The following is a 23541-nucleotide window of genomic DNA, read 5'->3' as shown; positions in this document are numbered from 1 at the left end:
AGGGATTTTCGCCCTGCCCCATCCCCATATCAAGGCGCGCGAGGCAGCCATGGCCCTGGACCGAAAACCCGTCCCCAATGACCTGCGCGCATTCTGGATGCCGTTCACGGCGAACCGCCAGTTCAAGGCACGCCCCCGCATGCTGGTTGCCGCGCAGGACATGCACTATACCGCCGATGACGGGCGGCAGGTGCTGGACGGCACGGCGGGGCTGTGGTGCTGCAACGCCGGCCACGGGCGCCCCGCGATCACCCGCGCCATCGCCGACATGGCCGGCACGCTGGATTACGCGCCCGCCTTCCAGATGGGCCATCCGGCCGCCTTTGAACTGGCCAACCGGCTGGTGGACATCGCGCCCGAGGGGATCGACCACGTCTTTTATTGCAATTCCGGCTCCGAGGCGGTGGACACCGCCCTCAAGATCGCGCTGGCCTATCACCGGGTGCGCGGCGAGGCGACGCGCACCCGGCTGATCGGGCGCGAGCGCGGCTATCACGGTGTCGGCTTCGGCGGAATCTCGGTCGGCGGGATCGTGAACAACCGCCGCTTTTTCGGCAGCCTGCTGGCGGGCGTGGACCACCTGCCCCACACCCACCTGCCCGAGAACCGCATGACCCGGGGCCAGCCCGACCACGGCGCCCATCTGGCGGACGAGTTGGAGCGCCTGGTCGCCCTGCACGGGGCCGAAACCATCGCCGCCGTGATCGTCGAGCCGATGGCCGGCTCCACGGGCGTCCTGATGCCGCCCAAGGGCTATCTTCAGCGCCTGCGCGAGATCACCCGCAAGCACGGCATCCTGCTGATCTTCGATGAGGTCATCACCGGGTTCGGCCGGCTGGGCAGCCCCTTCGCGGCCCAGCATTTCGGCGTGGTGCCCGACATGATCACCTGTGCCAAGGGCCTCACCAACGGTGTCATCCCAATGGGCGCGGTGCTGACCTCGGGGGCGATCCACGATGCCTTCATGCACGGGCCCGAGCATGCGATCGAGCTGTTCCACGGCTATACCTATTCGGGCAACCCCATCGCCTCGGCGGCAGCCATCGCCACGCTGGACACCTATGCCGAAGACGGGCTGCTGACCCGTGCCGCCCAGCTCGAGCAGCACTGGCAGGAGGCGCTGCACGGGCTGGCCGGGCATCCTCATGTGGTCGACATCCGCAACATGGGGCTGATCGGCGCGGTCGAGCTGGCCCCGATCGAGGGCGAGCCGGGCAAGCGCGGCTTTGACGCCTTCCTGCGCGCCTTCGAGGCCGGAATCCTGATCCGCGTGACCGGCGACATCATCGCCCTGTCCCCCCGCTGATCATCAGCGAGGCGCAGATCGACGAACTGATCGGCACGCTGGGCCAGGTGCTCAAGGCTGCGGCGTGAACACAGGCACGGGCGCGGACGCAGGCAAGGCTGATGCAGGCCGTTCAGCCGCGTCCAATCTCAGGGTCGATGGCGCGCGGCTGTGGGACTCGCTGGAAGCGATGGCGCGCATCGGTCCGGGCGTCGCGGGCGGCAACAACCGCCAGACGGTGACCGACGCCGATGGCGAGGCGCGGCGCCTGTTCCAGCGCTGGTGCGAGGACGCCGGCATGACCATGCAGGTCGACCGGATGGGCAACATGTTCATGCGCCTAGAAGGGGCCGACCCGTCTGCCGACCCGGTCTGGATGGGCAGCCACCTGGATACCCAGCCCACCGGAGGCCGCTATGACGGGGTTCTCGGCGTGCTGGGCGCGCTCGAGGTGGTGCGCACGATCCGGGACCGGGGGATCAAGCCTCGCCGGCCGATCGTCGTCGTGAACTGGACCAACGAGGAAGGGACGCGCTTTGCGCCGGCGATGCTCGGCTCGGGCGTCTTTGCGGGGCTGCACGACGAGGCCTATGCCAATGCCCGCACCGACGCCGCCGGGCTGCGGTTCGGGGACGAGCTGGAACGGATCGGCTGGCGGGGCGACCAGCCGATGGGCGGGCGCCCCATCCATGCGCTGCTGGAATATCACATCGAGCAGGGTCCGATCCTCGAGGCAGAGGGGCGGCAGATCGGCATCGTCACACATGGGCAGGGCCTGTGGTGGCTGCATCTGACGCTGAGCGGACGCGACGCGCATACCGGCTCGACCCCGATGGCGATGCGGGCCGATGCCGGCCTGGGGATGGCACGCATCATCGAGGCGGTGAACCGCATCGCCCTGGATCACCAGCCGGGCGCGGTCGGCAGCGTGGGCCATGCGGTGCTGGCACCCAATTCGCCGAACGTCATCGCCGGCACGGCGCGCATGACCATCGATCTGCGCAGCCCCGACGCCGGCAAGCTGGCCTCGATGCGCGAGCGGGTGGAGCGTGAGGCCGCCGGGATCGCCGCGGCGCTGGGGCTTGCGCTGACGGTCGAGGTGACCGGCCATTTCGAACCGGTGGCCTTCGATCCGGCGCTTACCGCGCTGGTCCGGGATGTGGCCGGCCGGCTGGGGCTGTCGCACATGGATATCGTCTCGGGCGCCGGGCACGATGCCTGCTGGATCAACCGCATCGGGCCGACGGCGATGATCATGTGCCCCTGCGTCGGCGGCCTGTCGCATAACGAGGCCGAGGAAATCACGCCCGACTGGGCCGCCGCCGGCTGTGACGTGCTGCTGAACACGGCGCTGGAACTGGCCGGGGTGGCGGCGGGGGAAAGGAACAGCGGATGAAGGTCGCGCTGATCACGGCGGGCGGGTCGGGCATGGGCGCGGCCTGCGCGCGCCGGCTGGCGGCGGACGGCTTTGCGGTCGCCATCCTGTCATCCTCGGGCAGGGGCGAGGCGCTGGCCGCCGAGTTGGGCGGGTTCGGGGTCACCGGATCGAACCAGTCGCCCGATGACCTGGCGCGGCTGGTCGAGGGGGCGAAGGCGCGCTGGGGCCGGGTGGACGTGCTGGTGAACTCTGCCGGCCATGGGCCGCGCGCGCCGATCCTCGATCTGACGGATGAGCAGTGGCACCAGGGGATGGAGGTCTATTTCCTCAACGTGGTCCGCCCGACGCGGCTCGTCGTGCCCCTGATGCAGCAGCAGGGCGGCGGCGCGATCATCAACATCTCGACCGCATGGGCCTTTGAGCCGGCGGCGATGTTCCCCACATCGGCGGTGTTCCGCGCGGGGCTGGCCAGCTTTGCCAAGATCTTTGCCGACGCCCATGCGCCGCAGAACATCCGCATGAACAACGTCCTGCCCGGCTGGATCGACAGCCTGCCCGCGACCGAGGAACGGCGCGGGTCGGTGCCCATGGGCCGCTATGGCCGCATGGACGAAATCGCAGCCACCGTCGCCTTCCTCGCTTCGGAGGGGGCGGGCTATATCACCGGCCAGAACCTTCGTGTGGATGGCGGGCTGACCCGTTCAGTCTGAAATGGGCCGGATCGTGACGCGCGCATGGCTGATCGCGGCGGCAGGGGCGCTGCTGTCCGGGCCGGCTCTGGCAGCCGATGGGCTGGTGCTGCAGCTCAGGGACAGCGGGCCGGACGGGTCGGCCGGTTATCTCGCGGCCCGTGACAAGGGATACTATGCCGCCGAAGGGCTTGATGTGACGATCCGCCCCGGCGGCCCCCAAGCCGAGCCGCTGGACGCCCTGGCGACCGGGGCGGCCGATCTGGCAGTCGAGGGCATGGCCGCGGCCCTTGTCGCGCGCGAGAAAGGGCTGCCCGTCGTCAATATCGCCCAGCCCCTGAACGGCACCGGGCTCGCCCTGGTCTGCTGGCGGCGCGCCGGCATCGGTGATCTGCGCAGCGGCCTTGCCGGCCAGACAATAGGGGTGCGCTTTGCGGCGGACCGCCATGCCTTCATCGCCTGGATGAACCGCATCGGCGTTCCGACCGATGGCGGGGAACAGGGCGCGAACCTGATCGAGCAGGGCGCGGGGTTGGAGACGCTGCGCGCCAAGCGCGCCGCCTGCGTGACCGCCACCGCCCCTGTCGGCGGACAACAGCCCGAGGCGGGGCCCGATTTCGTCACCTTCCACGATGACGGCGCAATGCCGGGCGACGGTCTGTACGCCCTGGGAACGGCGCTGGCCGATCCCGCAGGCGAAAGCCGCCTCGTGCGCTTTGTCCGCGCCTCGATGAGGGGCTGGGCAGAGATCGCCCGGCAGCCAGAAACAGCCGGCGGCCCGCAGCAGAGGATGGGGCCTGCCTGCTGCGGCCCCCAGGTCAACGTGCCTGACGGGCGGCTTGACATCGCCGCCGCCGGGCGCGCCGTGCAGGCGCTGCTGGCCGGCCCGCATCCGCTTCTGTCAGCGCCCCCGGTCGGGGCCTGGACAGAGGCGATCACAGACAGGGCGGCGCAGCCGGGGGCGGCGGGCGCCCTGCCCGCGGGGGCGCAGGCCGCCGGCCGGCCACAGGACGGCGCGGCCTTGCGCAAGGCGCCCTGATCCGCAGGGCGCTGCGGCGATGCTGCCGCCCTTGGCGGTTACTGCTTGAGGGCCGGGGTCACGCCCCATGTATCGGACAGCATGTATCCTTCCTGCCAAGGGTCGTCGGGGTCCAGAAGGTAGCTGTGCTGGCCGGTGATCCATGCCCGCCCGGTGATTTCCGGGATGATGACCGTGCGCCCGTTCCAGTCTTCGACACTCAGGATCCTGCCGACGAACCTTGATCCGATGATCGAGGCATGGATCAGCTCGTCGCCCGCCTTCATATGCCCCTTGGCCTGCAGCACCGCCATTCTGGCGGATGTCCCGGTGCCGGTCGGCGAGCGATCGGAGCGGCCGGGCGCCACGATGCAGGTGTTGCGCGTGACCTTGCCGCTGCCTTCATAGGGCATCGCGAACTGGACGATCGACACCCCCTGCACATTGGGGAAATCCGGATGCGCGACCGGGAACTGTTCCCGCGCAGCCTTGCGGATGCTTTCGCCGAGGATGGCCAGATCGCGGGCCTCGTCGGGCCTGACCTCAAAGCCCAGCGCCTTGGCATCGACGATGCCGAAGAACATGCCCCCGTAAGCAATGTCGATTGGAATCTTTCCATGGCCTTCGACCTCCAGCGCGCCGTCAAGCATGGCGGCGAATGCGGGCGCGTTGCGGAAGGTGATCGACTGGCATTTGCCGTCTTCACAGCGCGCCGTCACCTCGATCACGCCGCCGGGCATGTCTAGCTTGAACCGGGTGATCGGCTCCTGCATCGGGACCATTCCGGTCTCGAGAAGGACGGTGGCGATGCAGATCGTGTTCGATCCCGACATCGGCACATATTCGGTCGGCTCCATGACGATCGCGCCGGCAACGCAGCCCGGCGTGATCGGCGGGACGACGAGGTTGACGTGACGGGCGACGGAGCCGCGCGGCTCGCAGATGAGAAGCCGGCGGATGTGGTCGTGATCACGCTCCATGGCGATCATCCGCTCCATCATCGTGTTCCCGGCCGGGGGCAGGACCCCGCCGATGATCACGTCGCCGATTTCGCCTTCGGCGTGACAGCCGACGACGCTGATGTTCAGCCTGGAGCGCATGGTCAGTCCTTGTTCGTTGCGGCTGCGAGGGATTTGCCGGCCACGAACCAGTCGGTCGGGGCAACCTCGGAAAACAGGATCGTGGTCGCCGCCGCAGCGACGCCCGCCTTCTCGAACAGCTGGGTGATGTCCCTGGCGATCGATTCCAGGGTGGCGCGATCGCGACCGGGGAACAGTTCAATCCTGACGATGGGCACTTCAGACATCTCCATTGGCGACGGGGCCTGGGTTCCGCACCAGGCCAGTGGCGGGCAACTGCCTTGCCTTGCGGGACAGCACCGGGCGCCGGGCGGGCACGGTCATCCGATGCTGCCGCATGCGTCGATGCAGGCCAGAGTTTTTCTTATATGAAAATTTCTTGCAAGAAGGAAAAATCCCCCCCATGGTGAGTCAGGCTTACCGAAGGGGGGTAGAGACATGAAAAAACACGTCACCATCACTGCACTGTTCCTTGCGACCTGTCTGGCCGGCGCGGCGCAGGCCGACAAGCTGGACGACATCATCAGCTCGGGCACGCTGCGCTGCGCGGTCGTGCTCGACTTTCCGCCGATGGGCAGCCGGGGCCAGAACAACGAGCCGGTCGGCTTTGATGTCGATTACTGCAACGACCTGGCCGCATCGCTGGGCGTGAAGGCCGAGATCGTCGAGACGCCCTTCCCCGAGCGCATCCCGGCGCTGATGTCGGGCCGGGTCGATGTCGGCGTCGCCTCGACCTCCGACACGCTGGAGCGGGCGAAGACCGTGGGCTTCTCGATCCCGTATTTCGCCTTCGACATGGCTGTGACGGCCAATGACGCCGCAGGCATCAAGTCGTTCGACGACATGAAGGGCCACACCGTGGGCGCGACGGCCGGAACATACGAGGCGATCGCCCTTGAAAAGCAGGTGCAGGCCTGGGGCGACGGCACCTTCCGGCCCTACCAGACCCAAGCCGACGTGTTCCTGGCGCTGAGCCAGGGGCAGATCGACGCGACCGTCTCGACCTCGACCGTGGCGATGGCCAACGTCAAGAGCGGCAATTTCCCCGGCATCTCGGTGGTCGGCAAGGCGCCGTTCAACACCGACTATGTCGCGCTGTTCACGAACCGCAACGAATACGGCCTGATCAACTACCTGAACCTGTTCGTCAGCCAGCAGGTCCGCACCGGGCGTTATGCCGAACTTTACGAAAAATGGGTCGGCGGGGACGTGCCGCCGCTGACGGTTCCGAACGTCTATCGCTGAACGCAGGTGGGCAGGGGGCGGCGCATGGCTCTGCGCCGCCCCCTGCCCGCTTCCATGACCTAAGGCGGAAAGAACAAGCAGTGTTCGGTTACACCTTTCAATGGGCCCAGGCGTTTTCCCGTCTTCCCAAGATGCTGGACGGCGCGCTCGTGACGATGGAGGTCGCGGTCCTGTCGATGGTGATCGGCATCGCGCTCGCCATCGCCCTGACACTCATGCGCCTGTCCGGATCGCGGGCCCTGCGCGGCATTGCGGCTGCCTGGGTCGAACTGGCGCGCAACACCCCGGCCCTGTTCCAGATCTACATGGCCCATTTCGGCGTCGCGTCCTTTGGCATCCATTTCAGCCCCTTCGTCTCTCTGCTGATCGGGATCACCTTCAACAATGCCGGCTATCTGGCCGAAAACTTTCGCGGTGCGCTGAAGGCGATCCCCGATACCCAGACCCGCGCCGGCCGCTCGCTCGGCATGACGGGGATGCAGGCCTTCCGGCACATCGTCCTGCCGCAGATGCTGCGCATCTCGTTCCTGCCGATGACGAACCAGATGGTCTGGGCGGTGCTCATGACCTCGCTCGGCGTGACCGTCGGCATGAACTCGGACCTTTACGGCGTCACGCAGGATCTCAATGCGCTGACCTTCCGCACCTTCGAGCTTTTCGCCATCGCCGCCGTCATCTTCTACGTCATCACCAAGTTCATCACCCTTGGCGCGCGCCTCATGGCCGCGCGGCTGTTCCGGTATTGAGAGCCTGACGATGTTCGACACCGCCCTCTCGCCAGCCGACCTGCTCTTTCTCGCCAAGGGCGCCGGCATCACGATCATTGTCACCGCCATTTCGGTCTGCATCGGCACGGTGCTGGGCATCCTGTTCGGGGTGATCCGTGTCCAGCTGGGTCCGATCGTTTCGGCGCCCCTCACATTCGTGCTGGACATCTTCCGTTCCGTCCCGCTGCTGATCCAGCTGGTATTGGCGAATGCCTTCTTCGGCATGGTGCTGCGGCTGCACCTGTCGGGCTTCGTGGTCGCCTGCCTGGTCCTGTCGCTCTACACCTCGGCCTATTGCGCCGAGATCGTGCGCGGCGGGATCGACGCGGTGCCGCGCACGACGCGCCGCGCGGCGCGCTCGCTGGGCATGACCTGGGCGCAGGACATGCGCCACATCGTTCTGCCGCTGGGAACGCGCGTTGCCCTTCCCTCCTGGCTTGGACTGGCGCTGGGGGTGATGAAGGACTCCGCGCTCGTCTATGTCGTGCAGGTGACCGAACTGCTCAAATCCACGCAGATCCTCATCACGCGGCTTCAGGAACCCCTGTTCCTGCTGATGATCTGCGGTGCATTTTATTTCCTGATCAGCTTCCCGATCGCGCGGCTGGGCGGGTATCTCGAAAGAAGGTGGTCCAGTGATTGAGATCCAGAACGTCCGCAAGTCGTTTGGCCAGCTGGAGGTCCTCAAGGGGATCGACCTGAACGTCGCCAAGGGCGAGGTCGTCACGGTCATCGGCGGCTCGGGTTCGGGCAAGTCGACCCTGCTGACCTGCATCAACGGGCTTGAGCCCATCGATTCAGGGCGCATCGTCGTGGATGGAACCGAGGTTCACGCCCCCAAGACCGACGTGAACCGGCTGCGCCAGAAGATCGGCATCGTCTTTCAGCAATGGAATGCCTTTCCCCACCTGACGGTGCTGGACAACGTGACCCTGGCCCCGCGCAAGGTGCTGGGGCTGGGCAAGGCCGAGGCCGAGGCGATTGGCGAGAAGCAGCTGCGCCATGTAGGCCTGGGCGACAAGCTGACGACCTATCCTTCCCGGCTGTCCGGTGGACAGCAGCAGCGCATGGCGATTGCACGGGCCCTTGCGATGTCGCCCGACTACATGCTGTTCGACGAGGTCACATCGGCCCTTGATCCGCAGCTGGTGGGCGAGGTTCTTGAAACCCTGCGGATGCTGGCCGACGAGGGGATGACGATGATCTGCGTGACGCATGAGATGTCGTTCGCGCGCGATGTATCGAACCGCGTCGCCTATTTCCACAAGGGCATCATGGCCGAGATCGGGCCGCCGCAGCAGATTTTCGGCGACCCGCAGCACCCCGAGACGCGCCAGTTCCTGGCAAGCGTGCGTTGACAGACTTGTGCGGCAGGCCGGCGCCGGAGTGATCCGGCGCCAGCCCCTGCCCGCTCAGCCCTCCAGGGCGGCAAGGCCCATTGTCTCGAAGCGGTCCAGCTGGGCCAGTTCCGCCTCGCTCAGGGTGATGCCGTCCGCCAGGGCCTTGGCGCGGGCGGCAAAGCGGCGCTCGGATGGCAGGCGCGCGCCCTGCGCGCCGATAGCGGTCAGCAGCCGTTCGCCCTCTGCGATCGGGTCGCGGCCGCTGCGGGCGGCGAAACGCTGCGGATCAAGCGCGATCACCAGCGCCCCGTGGCGCGGCAGCAGGCTGGTGGTGCCGCCCATGAATTCGACGGCCTCCTTGCTCATGAACTCGCCCAGCATCGCGCCCGAGAGCAGCTCGACCATCGTCGAGATTGCCGATCCCTTGTGCCCGCCAAAGGGCAGCATCGCGCCCGACAGGGCGGCCTCGGGATCGGTCGTGGGGCGCCCGGCGCTGTCCACGGCCCAGCCCTCGGGGATCGGCTTGCCGGCGCGGCGGTGCAGCTCGATCTCGCCCCGTGCCACGACGCTGGTGGCGAAATCGAAGACATAGGGCTGCGCGCCCTGTCGCGGCCAGCCGAAGGCAAAAGGGTTGGTGCCCAGCAGCGGCGCGCTGCCCCCGGCGGGGGCGACCGAGGCATAGCTGGGGCACATCGAGAGCGAAGCCAGCCCGTCCTGCGCCAGCGCCTCGACATCATGCCACAGGGCCGAGAAATGCAGGCAGTCGCGGATCACCAGCGCGGCGATGCCCTGCGCGCGCGCGCGCTCTGCCAGCAGCGGGCGGGCGGCGTCGAAGGCGGGGTTGGAAAAGCCCCCGCCCGCATCGACCTCGATCACCGAGGTGCCTGCATCATGGATGCGCGGCACGGCATCGGGGGCGACCTTGCCGGCCGCGATCACGCGCAGGCAGCCCTCGACACGGTAGATGCCGTGCGACTTGCAGTTGTCGCGCTCGCCCGCGGCGATCACCGCGGCAACCGCCCGCGCGCTTTCGGGCCGAACGCCCGCCTTGGTGAAGATTGTCTCGACACGCGCCAGAAGCGCCTCGGGGGAAATCGGATGGGCCGCAGGCATCAGGCAGAACTCCTCAGGTTTCAGAAGGGGCGTTGGGGGCCTCTGCCCGCCTGTCAACATCGACATAGGTGCAGGCCCAGAAAACCCTGGCCTCCTCGTCGGTCAGGGCGCGCAGGCCGTGCCTGACCGTGCTGTCGAAATAGGCGCAGTCGCCGGGCTCCAGCACGACCGGCGCATAATGCTCGACAACCAGTTCGATGGTGCCCGACAGAACGAAAAGCGTCTCCTCGCCGTCATGCGCCTCAAGCTCGTCCGGTCTAAGCGGGTCACGACGGTCCACGCGCGTCACGAGGGGGATGATCTTCTTGTCGGCCAGGGCGTTGCACAGGATTTCATATTCGAAATGCCTCGACCGCACCCTGCGGCCCTTGCCGGCCTTGGTCACGGTCATCCGCGTGGTCTGCTGATCCTCATGGTCCGAGGCGAACAGCCGCTCCATCCCGATATCATAGGCGCGGGCGATCTTGACCAGGTTTTCATAGCTCGGCGAGACGCGCCCGTTCTCGATCTTGTGGATCGTCGAAAGGGCAAGGCCCGTGCGCTGGGCCGCCGCCTCCAGCGTCAGGCCGCATTTCTGACGAACGGACTTCATGCGGCTTCCCAGTTCCGAACGAAGCTGGAGACGCTCGGCATCCCAGTTGTCGAGGACAAGATCCGGGGTCTGGTCAGCGCCGGGTTGTTTTCTCGTGCGCGGCATATTTTTCTTTTCTTACCATTTGTGGTCGATTAAGCATATCCAAGCAGCGCATGCAACGATGCAGGCCGGCACAGGATCAGGGTCGGGCGGCGCTTGGAACAAGAAAACCACAAGGCTCGTCCTTCAAGGGGAGGGATCATGGCCACCTCCATCATCGGCGCATCGGCGGAGGGACCGATTCTCGTCTGCGACGAGGGTCTGAGCGTCTGGGGCGGGGTCGATCCGTCCAGCGGGCGGATCGTCGATTCGCTTCATCCGCAGTTCGGTCGCACCCTGGCGGGCCACATCGTCATGATGCCGACCAGTCGCGGCTCGTGCACGGGCAGCGGTGTGCTGCTGGGCCTGGCCTTTGCCGGCACGGCGCCGCGCGCGCTGATCTTCCGCGAGGCCGAGGATATCCTGACCCTGGGCGCGCTGGTCGCCGGGCGGCTGTTCGGCCACCATATTACCGTCCTGCGGCTGCCGGCGGAGGAATATGACGCGCTGGCGCGCGAAAGTTCGGCCCGGATCACCGAAACGCGGCTGATGGCCGGCGCGCATTCCTGGCCCCTCCAACCGGCGGGCGAGGGCGTCACGCTTGATCTGAGCGATGGCGACCGCGCCTTTCTCGAAGGCCGGCAGGGCGAGGCCGCGCGGCTGGCGATGGAGATCATCGTCACGATGGCCAGGGCGCAGGGTGCCCGGCGCCTTGCCGATATCAGCCGTGTGCATATCGACGGCTGCATCCATGCAAGCCCGGCATTGCTTACCTTTGCACGTGCGATGGCGGACAAGGGCGCGCATGTCCGCGTGCCGACGACCATGAACGCGATTTCTGTCGATCACGCGAACTGGCGCGCGCAGGGCGTTGACGAAGCGTTCGGCCTGCCCGCGGCCGGGCTTGCCGATGCCTATGTCGAGATGGGTGCGCGGCCCAGCTTTACCTGCGCGCCCTATCTGCTGCCCGCCCCCCCCGCCATCGGCGAGGATATTGCCTGGGCCGAAAGCAATGCCGTCATCTATGCCAACAGCGTGCTGGGCGCGCGCACGGTCAAGCATGCGGACCTGATGGACCTGTGCATCGCACTGACCGGGCGCACCGCCCGCACAGGGGTTTATCTGAATGACAATCGCGCCCCGCGACGCATCATCGATGTCAGCCGGCCCCAGGCCGCGGACGAATCGTTCTGGCCGATGCTTGGCTGGCTCGTGGGGCAAGCCGCCCCCGACCGCATTCCCCTGATCCGGGGCCTTGAGGGCGAGACCCCTTCGGAGGACGATCTCAAGGCGCTCTGCGCGGCCTATGGAACGACTTCGGCCGCGCCGATGCTGCACGTCGCCGGCATCACGCCCGAGGCAGACCTGCCCCCGGCGCCCGACGCCGATCATGCGGCCATCACGGCGGCAGATTTCGCGCGCCTGTGGCAGGCCTTCAACAAGGGCGCGGCGCAGGTCGATCTGGTGGCCTTCGGCAGCCCGCATTTTTCGGCGGATGAATGTTCGGCACTGGCCCGGTTGATGAAGGGCCGGCACGTCGCCCGCGATGTAACGGCGATCATCACGCTGGGGCGGGCGACACTGGAGGCGATCGGCGCAAGCGGCGTCCGGGCGAGCCTTGAGGCGGCCGGCGTCAAGATCGTCCCGGACCTCTGCTGGTGCTCGATTTCCGAACCGGTCTTTCCGCCGCAGGCGCGCGTGCTGATGACCAATTCGGGCAAATACGCCCACTATGCGCCGGGGCTGAGCAAGCGCGAGGTCCGCTTCGGCTCGCTGGCCGAATGCGCCGACACCGCCTGCACCGGCCGCGCCCCCGCGGCGCCGCCGCACTGGATCACCGCCGCCTGACCCCTCTGCCTGTGGACAATGATCGGAGCCCTTCATGAATAAAGACGTGTTTCTTGGCACTATCCCCGCGCTGCTGACGCCCTGCACAAGCGACCGGCAGCCGGATTTCGACGCGCTGGTCCGCAAGGGACAGGAGATGATGTCGGCCGGAATGTCGGGCGTGGTCTATTGCGGATCGTGCGGCGACTGGCCGCTTCTGACCGACGAGCAGCGGATGGAGGGGGTCGAGCGCCTGACCAGGGCCGGCGTGCCGGTGGTGGTGGGCACCGGCGCAGTCAACACCCGGTCGGCCGTCGCGCATGCCGCCCATGCGCAGTCGGTCGGCGCAGCGGGTCTGATGGTCATTCCGCGACTGCTGTCGCGCAGCCTTTCGGTCGCCGCGCAGCGCAACCATTTCAAGGCCGTGCTGGCCGCCGCCCCGGATGTTCCGGCCATCATCTACAACAGCCCGTATTACGGCTATTCCACCAAGGCCGACCTGTTCTTTGCCCTGCGGGCCGAGCATCCCAACCTGATCGGGTTCAAGGAATTCGGCGGCAGGAACGACCTGAGCTATGCCGCCGAACACATCACCTCGCAAGATGACGAGGTGATCCTGATGGTCGGCGTCGATACCGAGGTCTATCACGGCTTTGTCAAATGCGGCGCGGTCGGCACGATCACCGGGATCGGCACGATCTTTCCGCGCGAATCGCTTCTGCAGGTCGCCCTGTCGCGCCGCGCGGCCGAAGGCTGCCCCGAGGCCGATCGGCGCGCCCGAGAGCTTGCCGACGCCTTCCAGGTGCTGGCCAGGTTCGACGAGGGTGTCGATCTGGTGCTGTATTTCAAGCACATGATGGTTCTGAAGGGCGAACAGGAATACGCCCTGAACCTGAACGAGACCGATGCCCTGTCGCCCTCGCAGGCGCGTTTCTGCGAGGCTCAGTTCCACCAGTTCAACAGGTGGTTCGCCAACTGGTCCAAACAGGGCGGGGTGATCGCCGAATGCATGTGATCGACAGCCACACCGGGGGCGAGCCGACGCGGGTCATCTTGGACGGTGGGCCCGATCTCGGATCGGGGCCGCTGGCCGAGCGCGCGGCGCGGCTCGCCAGGGATCACCGGGACTTCTACCGCTCGGTCATCCTCGAGCCGCGCGGCCAAGTGGCGATGGTCTGTGCGCTGCTGGTCGAGCCGGTCGATCCCCGCTGCGTGACCGGGGTGATCTATTTCGATGCCGACGCTGTGCTGGGGATGTGCGGGCATGGCACCATCGGTCTTGCCGTGACGCTGTTTCACATGGGCCGGATCGGCCTTGGAAAGCACCGGATCGAAACCCCGGTCGGCGTTGTCACCGTCGATGTGCAGGACGCGAACACAGTCACCGTGACCAATGTGGAGAGCCGCCGGGTGCGCAGCGGCGTATCTGTCGCGGTCGAGGGGGTCGGAGCCGTCACGGGCGATATCGCCTATGGCGGGAACTGTTTCTTCCTTGTCGATCCCAGCCCCGTTCCCGTCACATCCTCGAATGTGCGCCAGCTGACCGAGACGGCCATCGCGGTGCGCGAGGCGCTGATCGCCGCGGGACAGGGCTGCGGGCAGGCGATGCCCATCGACCACGTGATCTTCTACGGTCCGGCCGAGGGGCCGGGCGGGCACAGCCGAAACTTTGTCCTGTGTCCCGACGATGCCTATGACCGCTCGCCTTGCGGCACCGGCAGCTCGGCCCGCCTGGCCTGCCTTGCGGCCGATGGCCGCCTGGCCGAAGGCGAGGAGATCGTCCAGGAAAGCGTGATCGGCAGCACCTATCGCCTGTCCTGGCGCAAGGGCCCGACTGGCGGGGTGATCCCGTCGATCACCGGCAACGCCTATGTCATGGCCGAAAGCAGGCTGATCTTCGCGCCGCAGGATCCCTTCAGGAACGGTATCGCGCCTTGAGCCTCGTGCCGGGCGATCCCCTCGCCTCATCCGCTTTCGCATAAACTCTTGCCGGACCCTCTCATGACGAACCATGCCAATCCAGAAGTCGTCGTCATCGGTGCCGGGATCATCGGCGTCACCGCGGCACTGGCCTTGCAGAAGCAGGGGTTGAGGACCTGCATCCTCGACCGGGAGGGTGTCGCCTGCGCGACATCGCGCGGCAACGCCGGCGCCTTCGCCTTTGCCGAGGTTGAGCCCCTGGCCAGTCCGGGCATCATGCGCAAGGCGCCCGGATGGCTGCTTGACCCCCTGGGTCCGCTGTCGCTGCGCCCTGGGCATGCCGCGCGCATGCTGCCTTGGCTGCTGCATTTCTGGAGGGCGACATCGCCCGCCCGGCACGAGGCGGCCATCGCCGCGCAGGCAGGCCTGATGGATCTGTCGCGCCGCGCCCTGGACGATCTGATCGCGCAGGTGGCCGGAGAGCCGCTGATCCGGCGCGAGGGCCAGTTGCAGGTCTATGAGGGGCGCGCCCGCTTCGAGGCGTCGTTGCCATCATGGGAACAGCGCCGCCGCCACGGCATCCGCTTTGATCTTCTTGAGAGCCCCGGCGCCCTCGCCGAGATCCAGCCGGGGCTGAGCCCGCGCTTTACCCATGCCGGTTTCACGCCCGACTGGATCAACACAGTCGATCCCGCCGCGTGGACACAGCACCTTGCCCGGGCGTTCACCGAGGCAGGCGGCAGGATCGAGATTGCCGAGGTGCGGGAGGTTCGGCCCGCGCAGGACGGCGTCGCCCTCACCACGCCGGCCGGCACGATCCGGGCTGGCCATGTGGTTGTGGCCGCGGGTGCTTGGTCGCATCAAATCGCCCGGATGCTGGGCCACCGGATCCCCCTCGATACCGAGCGCGGCTATAACACGACCTTCCCCCAGGCCAGCTTTGACCTGCGCACGCATCTGACCTTCAGCGACCACGGCTTTGTCGTCAGCCGGATCGGCGAGGGGCTGAGAGTGGGGGGCGCGGTCGAGCTGGGTGGGCTGCGGCTGCCCCCCAATTACCGCCGAGCGGACATCCTGGTCCGCAAGGCGGCCGAGTTCCTGCAGGGCCTGGACCCCCGCGGAGGGACCCGGTGGATGGGTTTCCGCCCTTCACTGCCCGACAGCCTGCCGGTGATCGGGCGCGCGCCGGGCGCCGACAGAGTGATCTATGCCTTTGGTCACGGCCATCTTGGCCTGACCCAGTCGGCCGGCACCGCCCAGCTGGTTGCCGCGCTGGTGGCGCGCCGCGAGCCTGGCATTTCACTCGCCCCCTTCCATCCGCAGCGATTTGACAGGCGCCGCAGCCCGGGCAGCATGCAGGGTTAGACGATCCCTGCCCGACAAGGCAGCGGCGCGGTTGCAGGCGGGCATGACTGTCCCGATCTGCGGGCGCGGCGATGAGGGGCCGGGGAAGGCGCCCTGTCATTGGGGCCGCTGATGATCTCAGCGATGCTGCCCTGCGATGAGCGGCAGCAGTCCCATCATGCCTTAACATGCGTCGTTTCGGCTTAGGCGCGGCCCCGCCTCAGGGGGCTGTGCCCTGTCACGCCAGGGAAGATGCCCCATCCGTGGCAAGGCGCGGGGCGCCGCGCGTTCGCCCAGGCGTGGTCCGCATGTTCCCCGGATGGCGGCCCTCAGAGGCCGCCAGCACAGGACCGCCTCGATCTTCTTTACGCACGGGAGGGCTGGCGGTGCTTTTGCCTGCCTCGGCTATGTCCAGCTCGCCCCGGGCAAGACAGACGCACCCAGCTTAACCCAGCCTGTAGTTGGGCGATTCCCGCGTGATCTGCACATCATGGACATGGCTTTCCTTCAGCCCGGCGCCGGTGATGCGCACGAATTGGCAGCGGCGGCGCATGTCATCCACCGTGGCATTGCCGGTGTAACCCATCGCCGCGCGCAGCCCGCCGACAAGCTGATGGATCACCGCGGCCGCCGGTCCCTTGTAGGGCACCTGCCCCTCGATCCCCTCGGGCACCAGCTTGTCCGATGCGGCGTCCTTCTGGAAATACCGGTCGGCCGATCCGCGCGCCATCGCGCCCAGGCTGCCCATCCCGCGATAGGATTTGAAGCTGCGGCCCTGATAGAGGATCACCTCGCCGGGGCTTTCATCGGTGCCGGCGATGGCGCTACCGACCATGGCGCAGCTTGCCCCCGCCGCGATGGCCTTGGCGAAATCGCCGGAAAACTTGATGCCCCCATCCGCGATCACCGGCACGTTGCCCGCGCCCGAAACCGCGTCCATGATGGCGGTCAGCTGGGGCACGCCGACGCCGGCGACAATGCGCGTCGTGCAGATCGAACCGGGGCCGATGCCGACCTTGATCGCATCCGCCCCCGCATCGACCAGCGCCCGTGCGCCTTCGGCCGTGGCGACGTTGCCGGCGCAGATCTGCTGGCCCGGATAGGCGGCCCGCAGGCGCGCCACGGCGCGGGCGACGCCCTCGGAATGGCCATGGGCGGTGTCGATGACGACAAGATCGACGCCCGCGTCGATCAGCGCCTCGCTGCGTGCAAATCCCTCGTCGCCCACGGTCGAGGCGGCCGCCACGCGCAGCCGCCCGCGCCCGTCCTTGCAGGCCAGCGGGTTCAGGACCGACTGTTCGGTATCCTTGAGCGTGAGCAGCCCCGTCAGCTTGCCCTGCCCGTCCGTGACCAGCAGCTTTTCGATACGCCGCGCCTTCATCAGGCCGATCGCCTCGTCCCGGTCGGCCGGCTCGCGCAGAAGGGCCAGATTGTCGGCCGTCATCATCACCCGCACGGGCGTGCGGTCATCGCTGGCGAAACGCATGTCGCGGTTGGTCACGATCCCTACGACGCGCCCGCCGCCGTCCACGACGGGAAAGCCCGTGACGTTATAGCGCGCCTGCAGCGCCTTGGCGTCGGCCAGCGTCTGGTCGGGGGTCAGGGTGATGGGGTTGTAGACGATCCCGCTTTCAAACCGCTTGACGCGGCGCACTTCGTCGGATTGCTGCTGGATGTCCAGATTGCGGTGGATCACCCCAATGCCGCCCGCCTGGGCCATGGCGATCGCCATGCGGCTTTCAGTGACCGTATCCATGGCCGAGGAGATGAGCGGGATGTTCATCCTGATCTGCCGCGTCAGGTCGGTGGCGACATCCGCCGTTGATGGCATCACGCTGGACGCCGCGGGAACCAGAAGAACGTCGTCGAAGGTCAGCGCCTCGCGAATCTGCATCGGATGTCATCCTGTCAGGGGTTCGTTTGGCAGCTCGCCCTTTCACGACGCGGGGGGGAAGTCCAGCCCGCAGCGGCCATTTCGGCGGCGCGCCTGCGTTGCGCGCGCGCCACGGCACGGCACGCATTAATTCAAAGGTGGCGCAACCCTCTTGGAGCGATTGACCGGCGCTATCATGGCAGCGCAATCATCGGAATGTTGATGCCGACACGCACCCCCGGAGAGGACAGTATGAGAAACATCGCCACCGGCGCCGCTGCGCTGATTCTGACGGCAGGCCCCCTTGCCGCCGGTGCCATCGAACGGGCGCCGCAGTCGCTCGGCATGCTGTTCGAGCCGGGCAATTACGTCGAGTTTTCGGCCGGGCGGGTGTCGCCAGATGTCTCGGGGCGCGACCTGCCCCTGTCGTCGGGCGGCGTTGTCGTCTATCCCGGCGGCCGCTCGACCGGGGATCTGGCGAAGTCCTACAATTTCGGCAGCTTCGGCCTCAAATACCAGATCAACGACAAGCTGTCGGCGGCGCTGATCGTCGAGCAGCCCTTCGGCGCCGATCTGGCCTACAAGTCCTTGGCGGAAGGCGGCTCGTTCAACCTGGGCGGCACCGCCGTCGATGTCAGCTCGACCACCTATACCGCCTTGCTGCGCTACAAGCTGGAAAACGGATTTGCCATCCATGGCGGGATCCGTGGCTCGCATGCGGAAGGAGACGTCACGCTGGCCGGCGCGGCATATGGCGGCATGAACGGCTATCGCGCGCAGCTGGACGGATCATGGGGCGCGGGCTATGTCATCGGCGCAAGCTGGGAAAAGCCCGAAATCGCGGCCCGCGTCTCTCTCACCTACAACTCGCCGGTCGAGCATGATTTCGACACGACCGAATCGCTGGGCGGGCGCACGGTGCTGGACGGCACAACCACCACGGTCAAGACGCCGCGTTCCTGGACGCTGGAAGGGCAGACGGGGATCGCCCCCGACACGCTGGCCTTCGGGTCGATCCGCTGGGTGAATTGGTCGGAGTTCAAGGTCCGCTCGGATTTCTTCACCTCGATGCCGACGCTGGAGGAAGGGCTTGTCACCCTGGAGGACACCACGACCTATACGCTGGGCGTCGGGCGCAAATTCACCCCGACCTGGTCGGGCCTCGTCGCGCTGTCCTATGAAAAGGCCGGTGACCGCCTGGTCTCGCCCCTGGCGCCGACAACCGGGCGCAAGGGGATCTCGCTGGCGGGCGTCTATACCCGTGACAGGTGGAAGGTGACGACCGGCATCACCTATATCAAACTTGGCGATGCCCGCCCCGCGACCGGCAGCCCCGACGTCGCCCGCGCCTTGCTGCAGGACAGCGATCTGGTCGGCGTTTCGGTCAAGGTCGGCTACAGCTTCTAAGGCGCGGCAGAGGGCGGGTTCGCGGCACCCTGCCGGGCAGCGCCGCCAGCCATCACGGACTGGCGGCCCGCAGGGCCCCGCCCTCGCGAAGACCGGCGGCACAAGGCGGGGCAGCCCCGATCCCCGCCGCATCCGCACCAGGCCGCGCCCCCCTTTCCCTTGCCGCCGGCGCGCTTTACCTAGCCGGGATGCGGAAAACGGCAGGACGGGGCCAGGCAGGATGATCCATTCGACCGGACAGGACTGGCTGGACGCGCCGGAAAAGCGGGTCATGCTGTTCGGCATGTCGGGCTTGGGCAAGACGCATGTCGCCTCGATGCTGCGCGCGGCCGGCACATGGTTTCATTACAGCGTGGATTACCGCATCGGCACCCGCTACATGGGCGAGCTGATCGCCGATGACTTCAAGCGGCACGCCATGCAGGTGCCGCTCCTGCGCGAGCTGCTGATGAGCGATTCGGTCCGTATCCGGTCGAACATCACCTTTCACAACCTTGCGCCCCTTTCGACCTATCTGGGCAAGCCGGGCGATCCGGCGCGCGGCGGGCTGGCCTTTGCCGACTACATGGCGCGCCAGAACCAGCACCGCGCGGCCGAGATCGCGGCCCTGGCCGATACCGCGCCCTTCATCGAACGGGCGCGCAGGATCTATGGCTATCGGCATTTCGTCTGCGACACCTCGGGTTCCATCTGCGAGGTGGTGGACCCGGACGATCCGCATGATCCGCTGCTCGAGCAGCTTTCGGCGTTGATGCTGCCGGTCTGGATCCGCGGGACCGAGGCGCATACCGCCGCGCTGATCCGCCGCTTCGATGCGGCGCCCAAGCCGATGTATTACCAGCCCGCCTTTCTGGATGCCGCCTGGCGCGATTACGGGCGCGAGCATCCCGGCCCGGTTGACCCGGACGCCTTCGTGCGCTGGACCTATGCCCGCGCGCTGGCGCACCGCCAGCCGCGCTATGCCGCCATGGCCCGGCGCGGCGTCATCGTCGAAGCCGACGAGATCGCGGCGATCGGATCGGCCGGGGATTTCGTCCGCCTGATCGCCCGCGCCATCGACCGCAAGACCCCAGGAGGCGCCTGATGCCCATCACCCTGCCCGCAAACCTGCCCGCCTTCGGCATCCTGGGCCGCGAGGGGGTCATGGTGATGACCCCGGACCGCGCCGCCAAGCAGGACATCCGCCCGCTGCGCATCGCGCTGCTGAACCTGATGCCCAAGAAGATCCAGACGGAAAACCAGTTCGCCCGCCTGATCGGCGCCACGCCGCTTCAGATCGACCTGTCGCTGATCCGCATGTCGGACCACGAATCGCGCAACACCGCGGCAGACCACCTTGAATCCTTCTATCGCACCTTTGCCGAGGTGGCCGCCTCGGGCGATCGTTTCGACGGGCTGATCGTGACCGGCGCCCCGGTCGAGCATCTGCCGTTCGAGGAGGTGACCTATTGGGACGAGCTGCGCCGCGTCTTTGACTGGTCGTGCGGCCATGTCCATTCCACCTTCGGCGTCTGCTGGGGCGGGATGGCGATGGCCTGGCATTTCCATGGCCTGCCCAAGCACGCGCTGGACGCCAAGGCCTTCGGCTGTTTCCGCCACCGCAACCTTGCCCCCGCCTCGCCCTATCTTCGCGGCTTTTCCGACGACGTGCTGATCCCGGTCAGCCGCTGGACCGAGGTGCGGCAGGCCGAGATCGACGCGCGCGGCGCGCTGACCACGCTGCTTGCCTCGGACCAGGTCGGGCCGTGCCTGGTCGAGGATGATGCGCGCAGGCTGTATATCTTCAACCATCTGGAATATGATTCGGGCACACTGAAGGAAGAATACGACCGCGATGTCGAGGCCGGAAAGCCGATCGACGTGCCGGCGAATTATTTCCCCGAGGACGATCCGGCCCGTCCGCCCGCGAACCGTTGGCGCAGCCACGCGCATCTGCTTTACGGCAACTGGATCAACGAGATCTACCAGACCACCCCGTTCGAGCTGAACGACATCGGAAGGAGCTGAAGGATGGCGGACGGCGAACGGCACGGGGGCAAGGCCGGAAAGAACGCCTCGCCCATCCCTTTCGTGGACGAGATTGCCCAGTTCTACCGCAGCGGCGCCCCGGCCGAGATCCGCCAGGCGATCGCCGGCGCGGGCAAGCATGACGTGCTGGACCCCGGCTATCCCTATCGCGCCGAGATGGACAGGGAGGAATACGACCGCCGGGCAGAGGCGCTGCAGATCGAACTGGTCAAGATGCTGGGCGACGTGATCGCCACCGGCAAGCGGCTGGTGGTGCTGTTCGAGGGGCGCGACGCCGCCGGTAAGGGCGGCACCATCGAGGTGATGCGCGAGAACCTGAACCCCCGTTCGGCCTATATCGTGGCCCTTCCCCGCCCGACCGAGCGCGAGGCAGGGCAATGGTATTTTCAGCGCTATGTCGCGCAGATGCCCGGCGCGGGCGAGATCGCCCTGTTCGACCGCAGCTGGTATAACCGCGGGGTGGTCGAACCGGTGTTCGGCTTTGCCACGCCCGCGCAGCGCACGCTGTTCTTCCACCAGCTGCCCGATTTCGAAAAACTGCTGGTTCAGGACGGCATCATCCTGGTCAAGCTGTGGCTGAATGTCGGCCGGGCCGAACAGCTGCGCCGCTTTCTCGACCGCGCCAAGGATCCGCTCAAGCAATGGAAGCTGAGCAGGATCGATGTCGAGGGCCTGGCCAAATGGGACGACTATACCCTTGCCATCCGCGAGACGCTGTCGCTGAGCCATACGCCCGCGGCGCCATGGACGGTGATCCGCTCGGACGACAAGCGCCGCGCCCGCATCGCCGCGATGCAGACGGTGCTGGGCCGGGTGGATTATGCCGGCAAGAACGCGCAGGTGATCGGCAGCCCCGATCCGCTGATCGTCGGCGGGCCCGAGATGCTGGTGCGCTAGGCCGCCCTGCCCCGAGGCGTCAGTAGGTCGAGAAGCTGAAGCCGACGAAGGTCTCGTCCTCGACGAACTTGTGGCCCGCGCGCAGCGACAGCCGCTTGCCGGCCGGCGCCGACAGCATGATGGTCGGGGTCACCTTGCCCCCGTCCTCGTGCCACAGCGACAGCTGCGCGCCGATCCCGCTGGCCTTGTGGGTCAGCCCTGCGACGGCCAAGGCGGCGTTGTCGATATCGGTCCATTGCCCCATCAGGAAGGTGCCCCAGCCGCCATATTCGGCCCAGCGGTCCGCCTCGATCTGCAACCCGGCATCCCAGGCGGCGCATCGGTCTGCGCCTTCCGACAGGCAGCTTGCATGGGCGTGATCCTGGCGTTCCCGGGGGCGGATCTGTTCGGCCTTGAAGGCAAGCCCGGCGCGCAGCTTCCACGGGGCGCGGTCCGGTCCGGCCGTCCAGGTCCGCATGACCGATCCCCGCGCCCACCATTCCCCGTCATCGCGGCCCGCCGAACTGCCCAGCTGCCAGCGCCCCCGTTCGACCGTCGTGACCCATTGCACGCCGCCCTTCCAGGCGTCGAGCTGTGTCCAGCTGCCGTCCCCGGCCGACGCCGGCAGGCCAGGCGCCAGCCATGCCGCAAGCAGAACCACGATCCGGCGCATGCGCGACTCCTTCTCGTCCACAGCATGGTTAATCGCCCAATGGTTGACAGACCGTTAAGGGCCGGCGAGGCTTGCGCCGATTTCGTCAAGGCTCATGCATCATGTTCCCGCTGGCCCGCCTGCTGACCCTCGCTTTCATGCTTGCCCTGCCTGCGCTGGCCGCCGCGCAGGACGGCGCCCTGCCCCGATGGCAGCACACATCGGTCAATGATTTCGCCGGGCTGCTGGGGGATGATGATACCCGCAGGCTGGACGAGGCGCTGATCGCGCTGCACGATGCGACGGGCGTGCAGGGCACGGTTGTCACCATTGTCGACCGCGCCCGCCATGGCGGGACGGATGGGCTTGAAGCATTCGCGACGCGGCTGTTCAACGCCTGGGGCGTGGGCGACCGGACGCGCAACGACGGATTCATGGTGCTGCTGTCTCAGGCCGACCATGAGGCGCGCATCGAGCTTGGCCGCGGCTATCCGCGCGAGGCCGATCTGCTGGCACAGGACATCATGGACCGGGTGATGGTCCCCTCGTTCCGCAAGGGCGATTATGGCCGGGGCCTGCGCGACGGAACGCTGGCGGTGATCGACCGGATCGCGCGGCCGCATGCGGCGGGACAGGCGGTCGAAAGGCCCCGCCGGCAGGGCGACTGGTCGGGCTTTGGCCTGTTCCTGGCGCTGTCGGCGGGAATGTTCGCCCTGCACCGGCGCAGCCGCCGGCGGCAGAACCGCTGCCCCAGCTGCGGCCATGAGGGGCTGGAGCGGACGACCGTGCCGCTGCGCGAGGACCTGCCCGGCGGGGGATGGCGCACTGCGAATGGCGCCGTGACGCGCCGCTGTCCTGCCTGCGGCTGGCAGGCGCAGGGCACCACGGCCCTGCCGGTGGTCACCTATTACAATCCGATGGGCCAGGTGGAACGCAGGCGCAGCGCCCGGCCCGCGCGCGGCTCGTCCGGCTTTGGCGGCGGCTCGTCGCGGGGCGGGGGCGCCTCGGGCCGGTGGTAGGGGCGCTT

The 23541-nt window shown here is 67.5% G+C and carries 22 protein-coding genes and 1 pseudogene; 17 read left to right on the top strand and 6 right to left on the bottom strand.

Annotation, left to right across the window (positions count from 1 at the left end):
- The first annotated feature begins 49 nt into the window (after positions 1–49).
- From aptA to B0A89_RS11870, 4 genes and pseudogenes are all read left to right on the top strand, one after another.
- Positions 50–1374, top strand: a pseudogene (gene aptA / locus B0A89_RS11885) (omega-aminotransferase AptA).
- Positions 1371–2681, top strand: a complete 1311-nt coding sequence (locus B0A89_RS11880; RefSeq protein WP_085378334.1) for a Zn-dependent hydrolase — start codon at positions 1371–1373, stop codon at positions 2679–2681. Before aptA ends, B0A89_RS11880 begins: the two are co-directional and overlap by 4 nt.
- Entirely contained in the window at positions 2678–3373 is a 696-nt protein-coding gene (locus tag B0A89_RS11875) for an SDR family oxidoreductase (protein WP_085378333.1), read from the top strand. Before B0A89_RS11880 ends, B0A89_RS11875 begins: the two co-directional genes overlap by 4 nt.
- Positions 3374–3386: 13 nt before the next feature.
- Positions 3387–4391 (top strand): ABC transporter substrate-binding protein, encoded by a 1005-nt coding sequence (locus tag B0A89_RS11870; RefSeq protein ID WP_169712166.1) that lies wholly within the window; start codon positions 3387–3389, stop codon positions 4389–4391.
- 38 nt (positions 4392–4429) lie between these two features.
- Here the strand turns inward: B0A89_RS11870 and B0A89_RS11865 are convergent, their stop codons facing one another.
- Entirely contained in the window at positions 4430–5470 is a 1041-nt protein-coding gene (locus B0A89_RS11865) for a proline racemase family protein (RefSeq protein WP_085378331.1), read from the bottom strand.
- Between the two features lie 2 nt (positions 5471–5472).
- A complete protein-coding gene (locus tag B0A89_RS11860) occupies positions 5473–5676 on the bottom strand; it encodes a tautomerase family protein (protein ID WP_205949747.1) in 204 nt (67 codons plus the stop codon).
- A 211-nt stretch (positions 5677–5887) separates the two neighbouring features.
- Here B0A89_RS11860 and B0A89_RS11855 point away from each other — a divergent pair, with 211 nt between their 5' ends.
- The 4 genes from B0A89_RS11855 to B0A89_RS11840 all read left to right on the top strand — a co-directional run bounded on the left by B0A89_RS11855 (position 5888) and on the right by B0A89_RS11840 (position 8819).
- Positions 5888–6694 (top strand): ABC transporter substrate-binding protein, encoded by an 807-nt coding sequence (locus B0A89_RS11855; protein WP_085378330.1) that lies wholly within the window; start codon positions 5888–5890, stop codon positions 6692–6694.
- 80 nt (positions 6695–6774) lie between these two features.
- Positions 6775–7440 carry an amino acid ABC transporter permease gene (locus B0A89_RS11850; RefSeq protein ID WP_085378329.1) on the top strand — a complete coding sequence of 222 codons (666 nt, stop codon included), beginning with the start codon at positions 6775–6777 and terminating at the stop codon, positions 7438–7440.
- Positions 7441–7450: 10 nt separating this feature from the next.
- Complete coding sequence (locus tag B0A89_RS11845; RefSeq protein WP_085378328.1) at positions 7451–8104, top strand: amino acid ABC transporter permease; 654 nt, start codon at positions 7451–7453, stop codon at positions 8102–8104.
- Positions 8097–8819: an amino acid ABC transporter ATP-binding protein gene (locus B0A89_RS11840; protein ID WP_085378327.1), complete on the top strand. Its 723-nt coding sequence runs from the start codon at positions 8097–8099 to the stop codon at positions 8817–8819. Before B0A89_RS11845 ends, B0A89_RS11840 begins: the two co-directional genes overlap by 8 nt.
- A 54-nt stretch (positions 8820–8873) precedes the next feature.
- On the opposite strand, the gene B0A89_RS11835 is transcribed toward B0A89_RS11840, so the two are convergent.
- Together B0A89_RS11835 and B0A89_RS11830 are read right to left on the bottom strand one after the other, a co-directional pair.
- Positions 8874–9914: an Ldh family oxidoreductase gene (locus B0A89_RS11835; RefSeq protein WP_085378326.1), complete on the bottom strand. Its 1041-nt coding sequence runs from the start codon at positions 9912–9914 to the stop codon at positions 8874–8876.
- A 13-nt stretch (positions 9915–9927) separates the two neighbouring features.
- Positions 9928–10506: a helix-turn-helix domain-containing protein gene (locus B0A89_RS11830; RefSeq protein WP_240558540.1), complete on the bottom strand. Its 579-nt coding sequence runs from the start codon at positions 10504–10506 to the stop codon at positions 9928–9930.
- A 243-nt stretch (positions 10507–10749) separates the two neighbouring features.
- On the opposite strand from B0A89_RS11830, the gene lhpI reads away from it, so the two are divergent.
- The 4 genes from lhpI to B0A89_RS11810 all read left to right on the top strand — a co-directional run bounded on the left by lhpI (position 10750) and on the right by B0A89_RS11810 (position 15699).
- Positions 10750–12435: a cis-3-hydroxy-L-proline dehydratase gene (gene lhpI, locus B0A89_RS11825; protein WP_085378324.1), complete on the top strand. Its 1686-nt coding sequence runs from the start codon at positions 10750–10752 to the stop codon at positions 12433–12435.
- A gap of 34 nt (positions 12436–12469) precedes the next feature.
- Complete coding sequence (locus tag B0A89_RS11820) at positions 12470–13429, top strand: dihydrodipicolinate synthase family protein (protein ID WP_085378323.1); 960 nt, start codon at positions 12470–12472, stop codon at positions 13427–13429.
- Entirely contained in the window at positions 13420–14352 is a 933-nt protein-coding gene (locus B0A89_RS11815) for a 4-hydroxyproline epimerase (protein ID WP_085378322.1), read from the top strand. Before B0A89_RS11820 ends, B0A89_RS11815 begins: the two co-directional genes overlap by 10 nt.
- Before the next feature lie 63 nt (positions 14353–14415).
- Positions 14416–15699, top strand: a complete 1284-nt coding sequence (locus B0A89_RS11810) for an FAD-dependent oxidoreductase (RefSeq protein WP_085378321.1) — start codon at positions 14416–14418, stop codon at positions 15697–15699.
- Positions 15700–16123: 424 nt separating this feature from the next.
- Here B0A89_RS11810 and guaB read toward each other — a convergent pair whose 3' ends face one another.
- Positions 16124–17572, bottom strand: coding sequence for an IMP dehydrogenase (gene guaB, locus B0A89_RS11805; protein ID WP_085378320.1), 1449 nt, complete (start codon positions 17570–17572; stop codon positions 16124–16126).
- A gap of 231 nt (positions 17573–17803) precedes the next feature.
- On the opposite strand from guaB, the gene B0A89_RS11800 reads away from it, so the two are divergent.
- The 4 genes from B0A89_RS11800 to ppk2 all read left to right on the top strand — a co-directional run bounded on the left by B0A89_RS11800 (position 17804) and on the right by ppk2 (position 21883).
- On the top strand, positions 17804–18958 hold the full coding sequence (locus B0A89_RS11800; RefSeq protein WP_085378319.1) for an OmpP1/FadL family transporter: 1155 nt from the start codon (positions 17804–17806) through the stop codon (positions 18956–18958).
- A gap of 220 nt (positions 18959–19178) precedes the next feature.
- A complete protein-coding gene (locus B0A89_RS11795; RefSeq protein WP_085378318.1) occupies positions 19179–20042 on the top strand; it encodes an ATPase in 864 nt (287 codons plus the stop codon).
- Positions 20042–20965 (top strand): homoserine O-succinyltransferase, encoded by a 924-nt coding sequence (locus B0A89_RS11790; protein WP_085378317.1) that lies wholly within the window; start codon positions 20042–20044, stop codon positions 20963–20965. Before B0A89_RS11795 ends, B0A89_RS11790 begins: the two co-directional genes overlap by 1 nt.
- A 3-nt stretch (positions 20966–20968) precedes the next feature.
- The gene (gene ppk2 / locus B0A89_RS11785) at positions 20969–21883 is read left to right on the top strand and encodes a polyphosphate kinase 2 (protein ID WP_085378316.1); all 915 of its coding nucleotides are present in this window, start codon (positions 20969–20971) and stop codon (positions 21881–21883) included.
- A gap of 19 nt (positions 21884–21902) precedes the next feature.
- On the opposite strand, the gene B0A89_RS11780 is transcribed toward ppk2, so the two are convergent.
- Positions 21903–22535, bottom strand: a complete 633-nt coding sequence (locus tag B0A89_RS11780) for a hypothetical protein (protein ID WP_085378315.1) — start codon at positions 22533–22535, stop codon at positions 21903–21905.
- A 101-nt stretch (positions 22536–22636) separates the two neighbouring features.
- Between B0A89_RS11780 and B0A89_RS11775 the strand changes: the two genes are divergently transcribed.
- Positions 22637–23533, top strand: coding sequence for a TPM domain-containing protein (locus B0A89_RS11775; protein ID WP_085378314.1), 897 nt, complete (start codon positions 22637–22639; stop codon positions 23531–23533).
- Positions 23534–23541 lie beyond the last annotated feature (8 nt).

The organism is Paracoccus contaminans, assembly GCF_002105555.1.
In the GTDB taxonomy this organism is placed as follows: Bacteria; Pseudomonadota; Alphaproteobacteria; order Rhodobacterales; family Rhodobacteraceae; genus Paracoccus; species Paracoccus contaminans.
Note: the sequence above shows the minus strand (reverse complement) of the source record. Positions and strands in the feature narration are given on the sequence as shown.

What these genes read in the sequence shown, in the direction of transcription:
- B0A89_RS11820 (WP_085378323.1), top strand. Translation starts at nt 12,470, where the DNA reads ATGAATAAAGACGTGTTTCTTGGCACTATCCCCGCGCTGCTGACGCCC.
- ppk2 (WP_085378316.1), top strand. Translation starts at nt 20,969, where the DNA reads ATGGCGGACGGCGAACGGCACGGGGGCAAGGCCGGAAAGAACGCCTCG.
- B0A89_RS11855 (WP_085378330.1), top strand. Translation starts at nt 5,888, where the DNA reads ATGAAAAAACACGTCACCATCACTGCACTGTTCCTTGCGACCTGTCTG.
- B0A89_RS11830 (WP_240558540.1), bottom strand. Translation starts at nt 10,506, where the DNA reads ATGAAGTCCGTTCGTCAGAAATGCGGCCTGACGCTGGAGGCGGCGGCC.
- guaB (WP_085378320.1), bottom strand. Translation starts at nt 17,572, where the DNA reads ATGCAGATTCGCGAGGCGCTGACCTTCGACGACGTTCTTCTGGTTCCC.
- B0A89_RS11790 (WP_085378317.1), top strand. Translation starts at nt 20,042, where the DNA reads ATGCCCATCACCCTGCCCGCAAACCTGCCCGCCTTCGGCATCCTGGGC.
- B0A89_RS11810 (WP_085378321.1), top strand. Translation starts at nt 14,416, where the DNA reads ATGACGAACCATGCCAATCCAGAAGTCGTCGTCATCGGTGCCGGGATC.
- B0A89_RS11780 (WP_085378315.1), bottom strand. Translation starts at nt 22,535, where the DNA reads ATGCGCCGGATCGTGGTTCTGCTTGCGGCATGGCTGGCGCCTGGCCTG.
- B0A89_RS11815 (WP_085378322.1), top strand. Translation starts at nt 13,420, where the DNA reads ATGCATGTGATCGACAGCCACACCGGGGGCGAGCCGACGCGGGTCATC.
- B0A89_RS11775 (WP_085378314.1), top strand. Translation starts at nt 22,637, where the DNA reads ATGTTCCCGCTGGCCCGCCTGCTGACCCTCGCTTTCATGCTTGCCCTG.
- B0A89_RS11865 (WP_085378331.1), bottom strand. Translation starts at nt 5,470, where the DNA reads ATGCGCTCCAGGCTGAACATCAGCGTCGTCGGCTGTCACGCCGAAGGC.
- B0A89_RS11845 (WP_085378328.1), top strand. Translation starts at nt 7,451, where the DNA reads ATGTTCGACACCGCCCTCTCGCCAGCCGACCTGCTCTTTCTCGCCAAG.
- lhpI (WP_085378324.1), top strand. Translation starts at nt 10,750, where the DNA reads ATGGCCACCTCCATCATCGGCGCATCGGCGGAGGGACCGATTCTCGTC.
- B0A89_RS11875 (WP_085378333.1), top strand. Translation starts at nt 2,678, where the DNA reads ATGAAGGTCGCGCTGATCACGGCGGGCGGGTCGGGCATGGGCGCGGCC.
- B0A89_RS11800 (WP_085378319.1), top strand. Translation starts at nt 17,804, where the DNA reads ATGAGAAACATCGCCACCGGCGCCGCTGCGCTGATTCTGACGGCAGGC.
- B0A89_RS11835 (WP_085378326.1), bottom strand. Translation starts at nt 9,914, where the DNA reads ATGCCTGCGGCCCATCCGATTTCCCCCGAGGCGCTTCTGGCGCGTGTC.
- B0A89_RS11795 (WP_085378318.1), top strand. Translation starts at nt 19,179, where the DNA reads ATGATCCATTCGACCGGACAGGACTGGCTGGACGCGCCGGAAAAGCGG.
- B0A89_RS11860 (WP_205949747.1), bottom strand. Translation starts at nt 5,676, where the DNA reads ATGTCTGAAGTGCCCATCGTCAGGATTGAACTGTTCCCCGGTCGCGAT.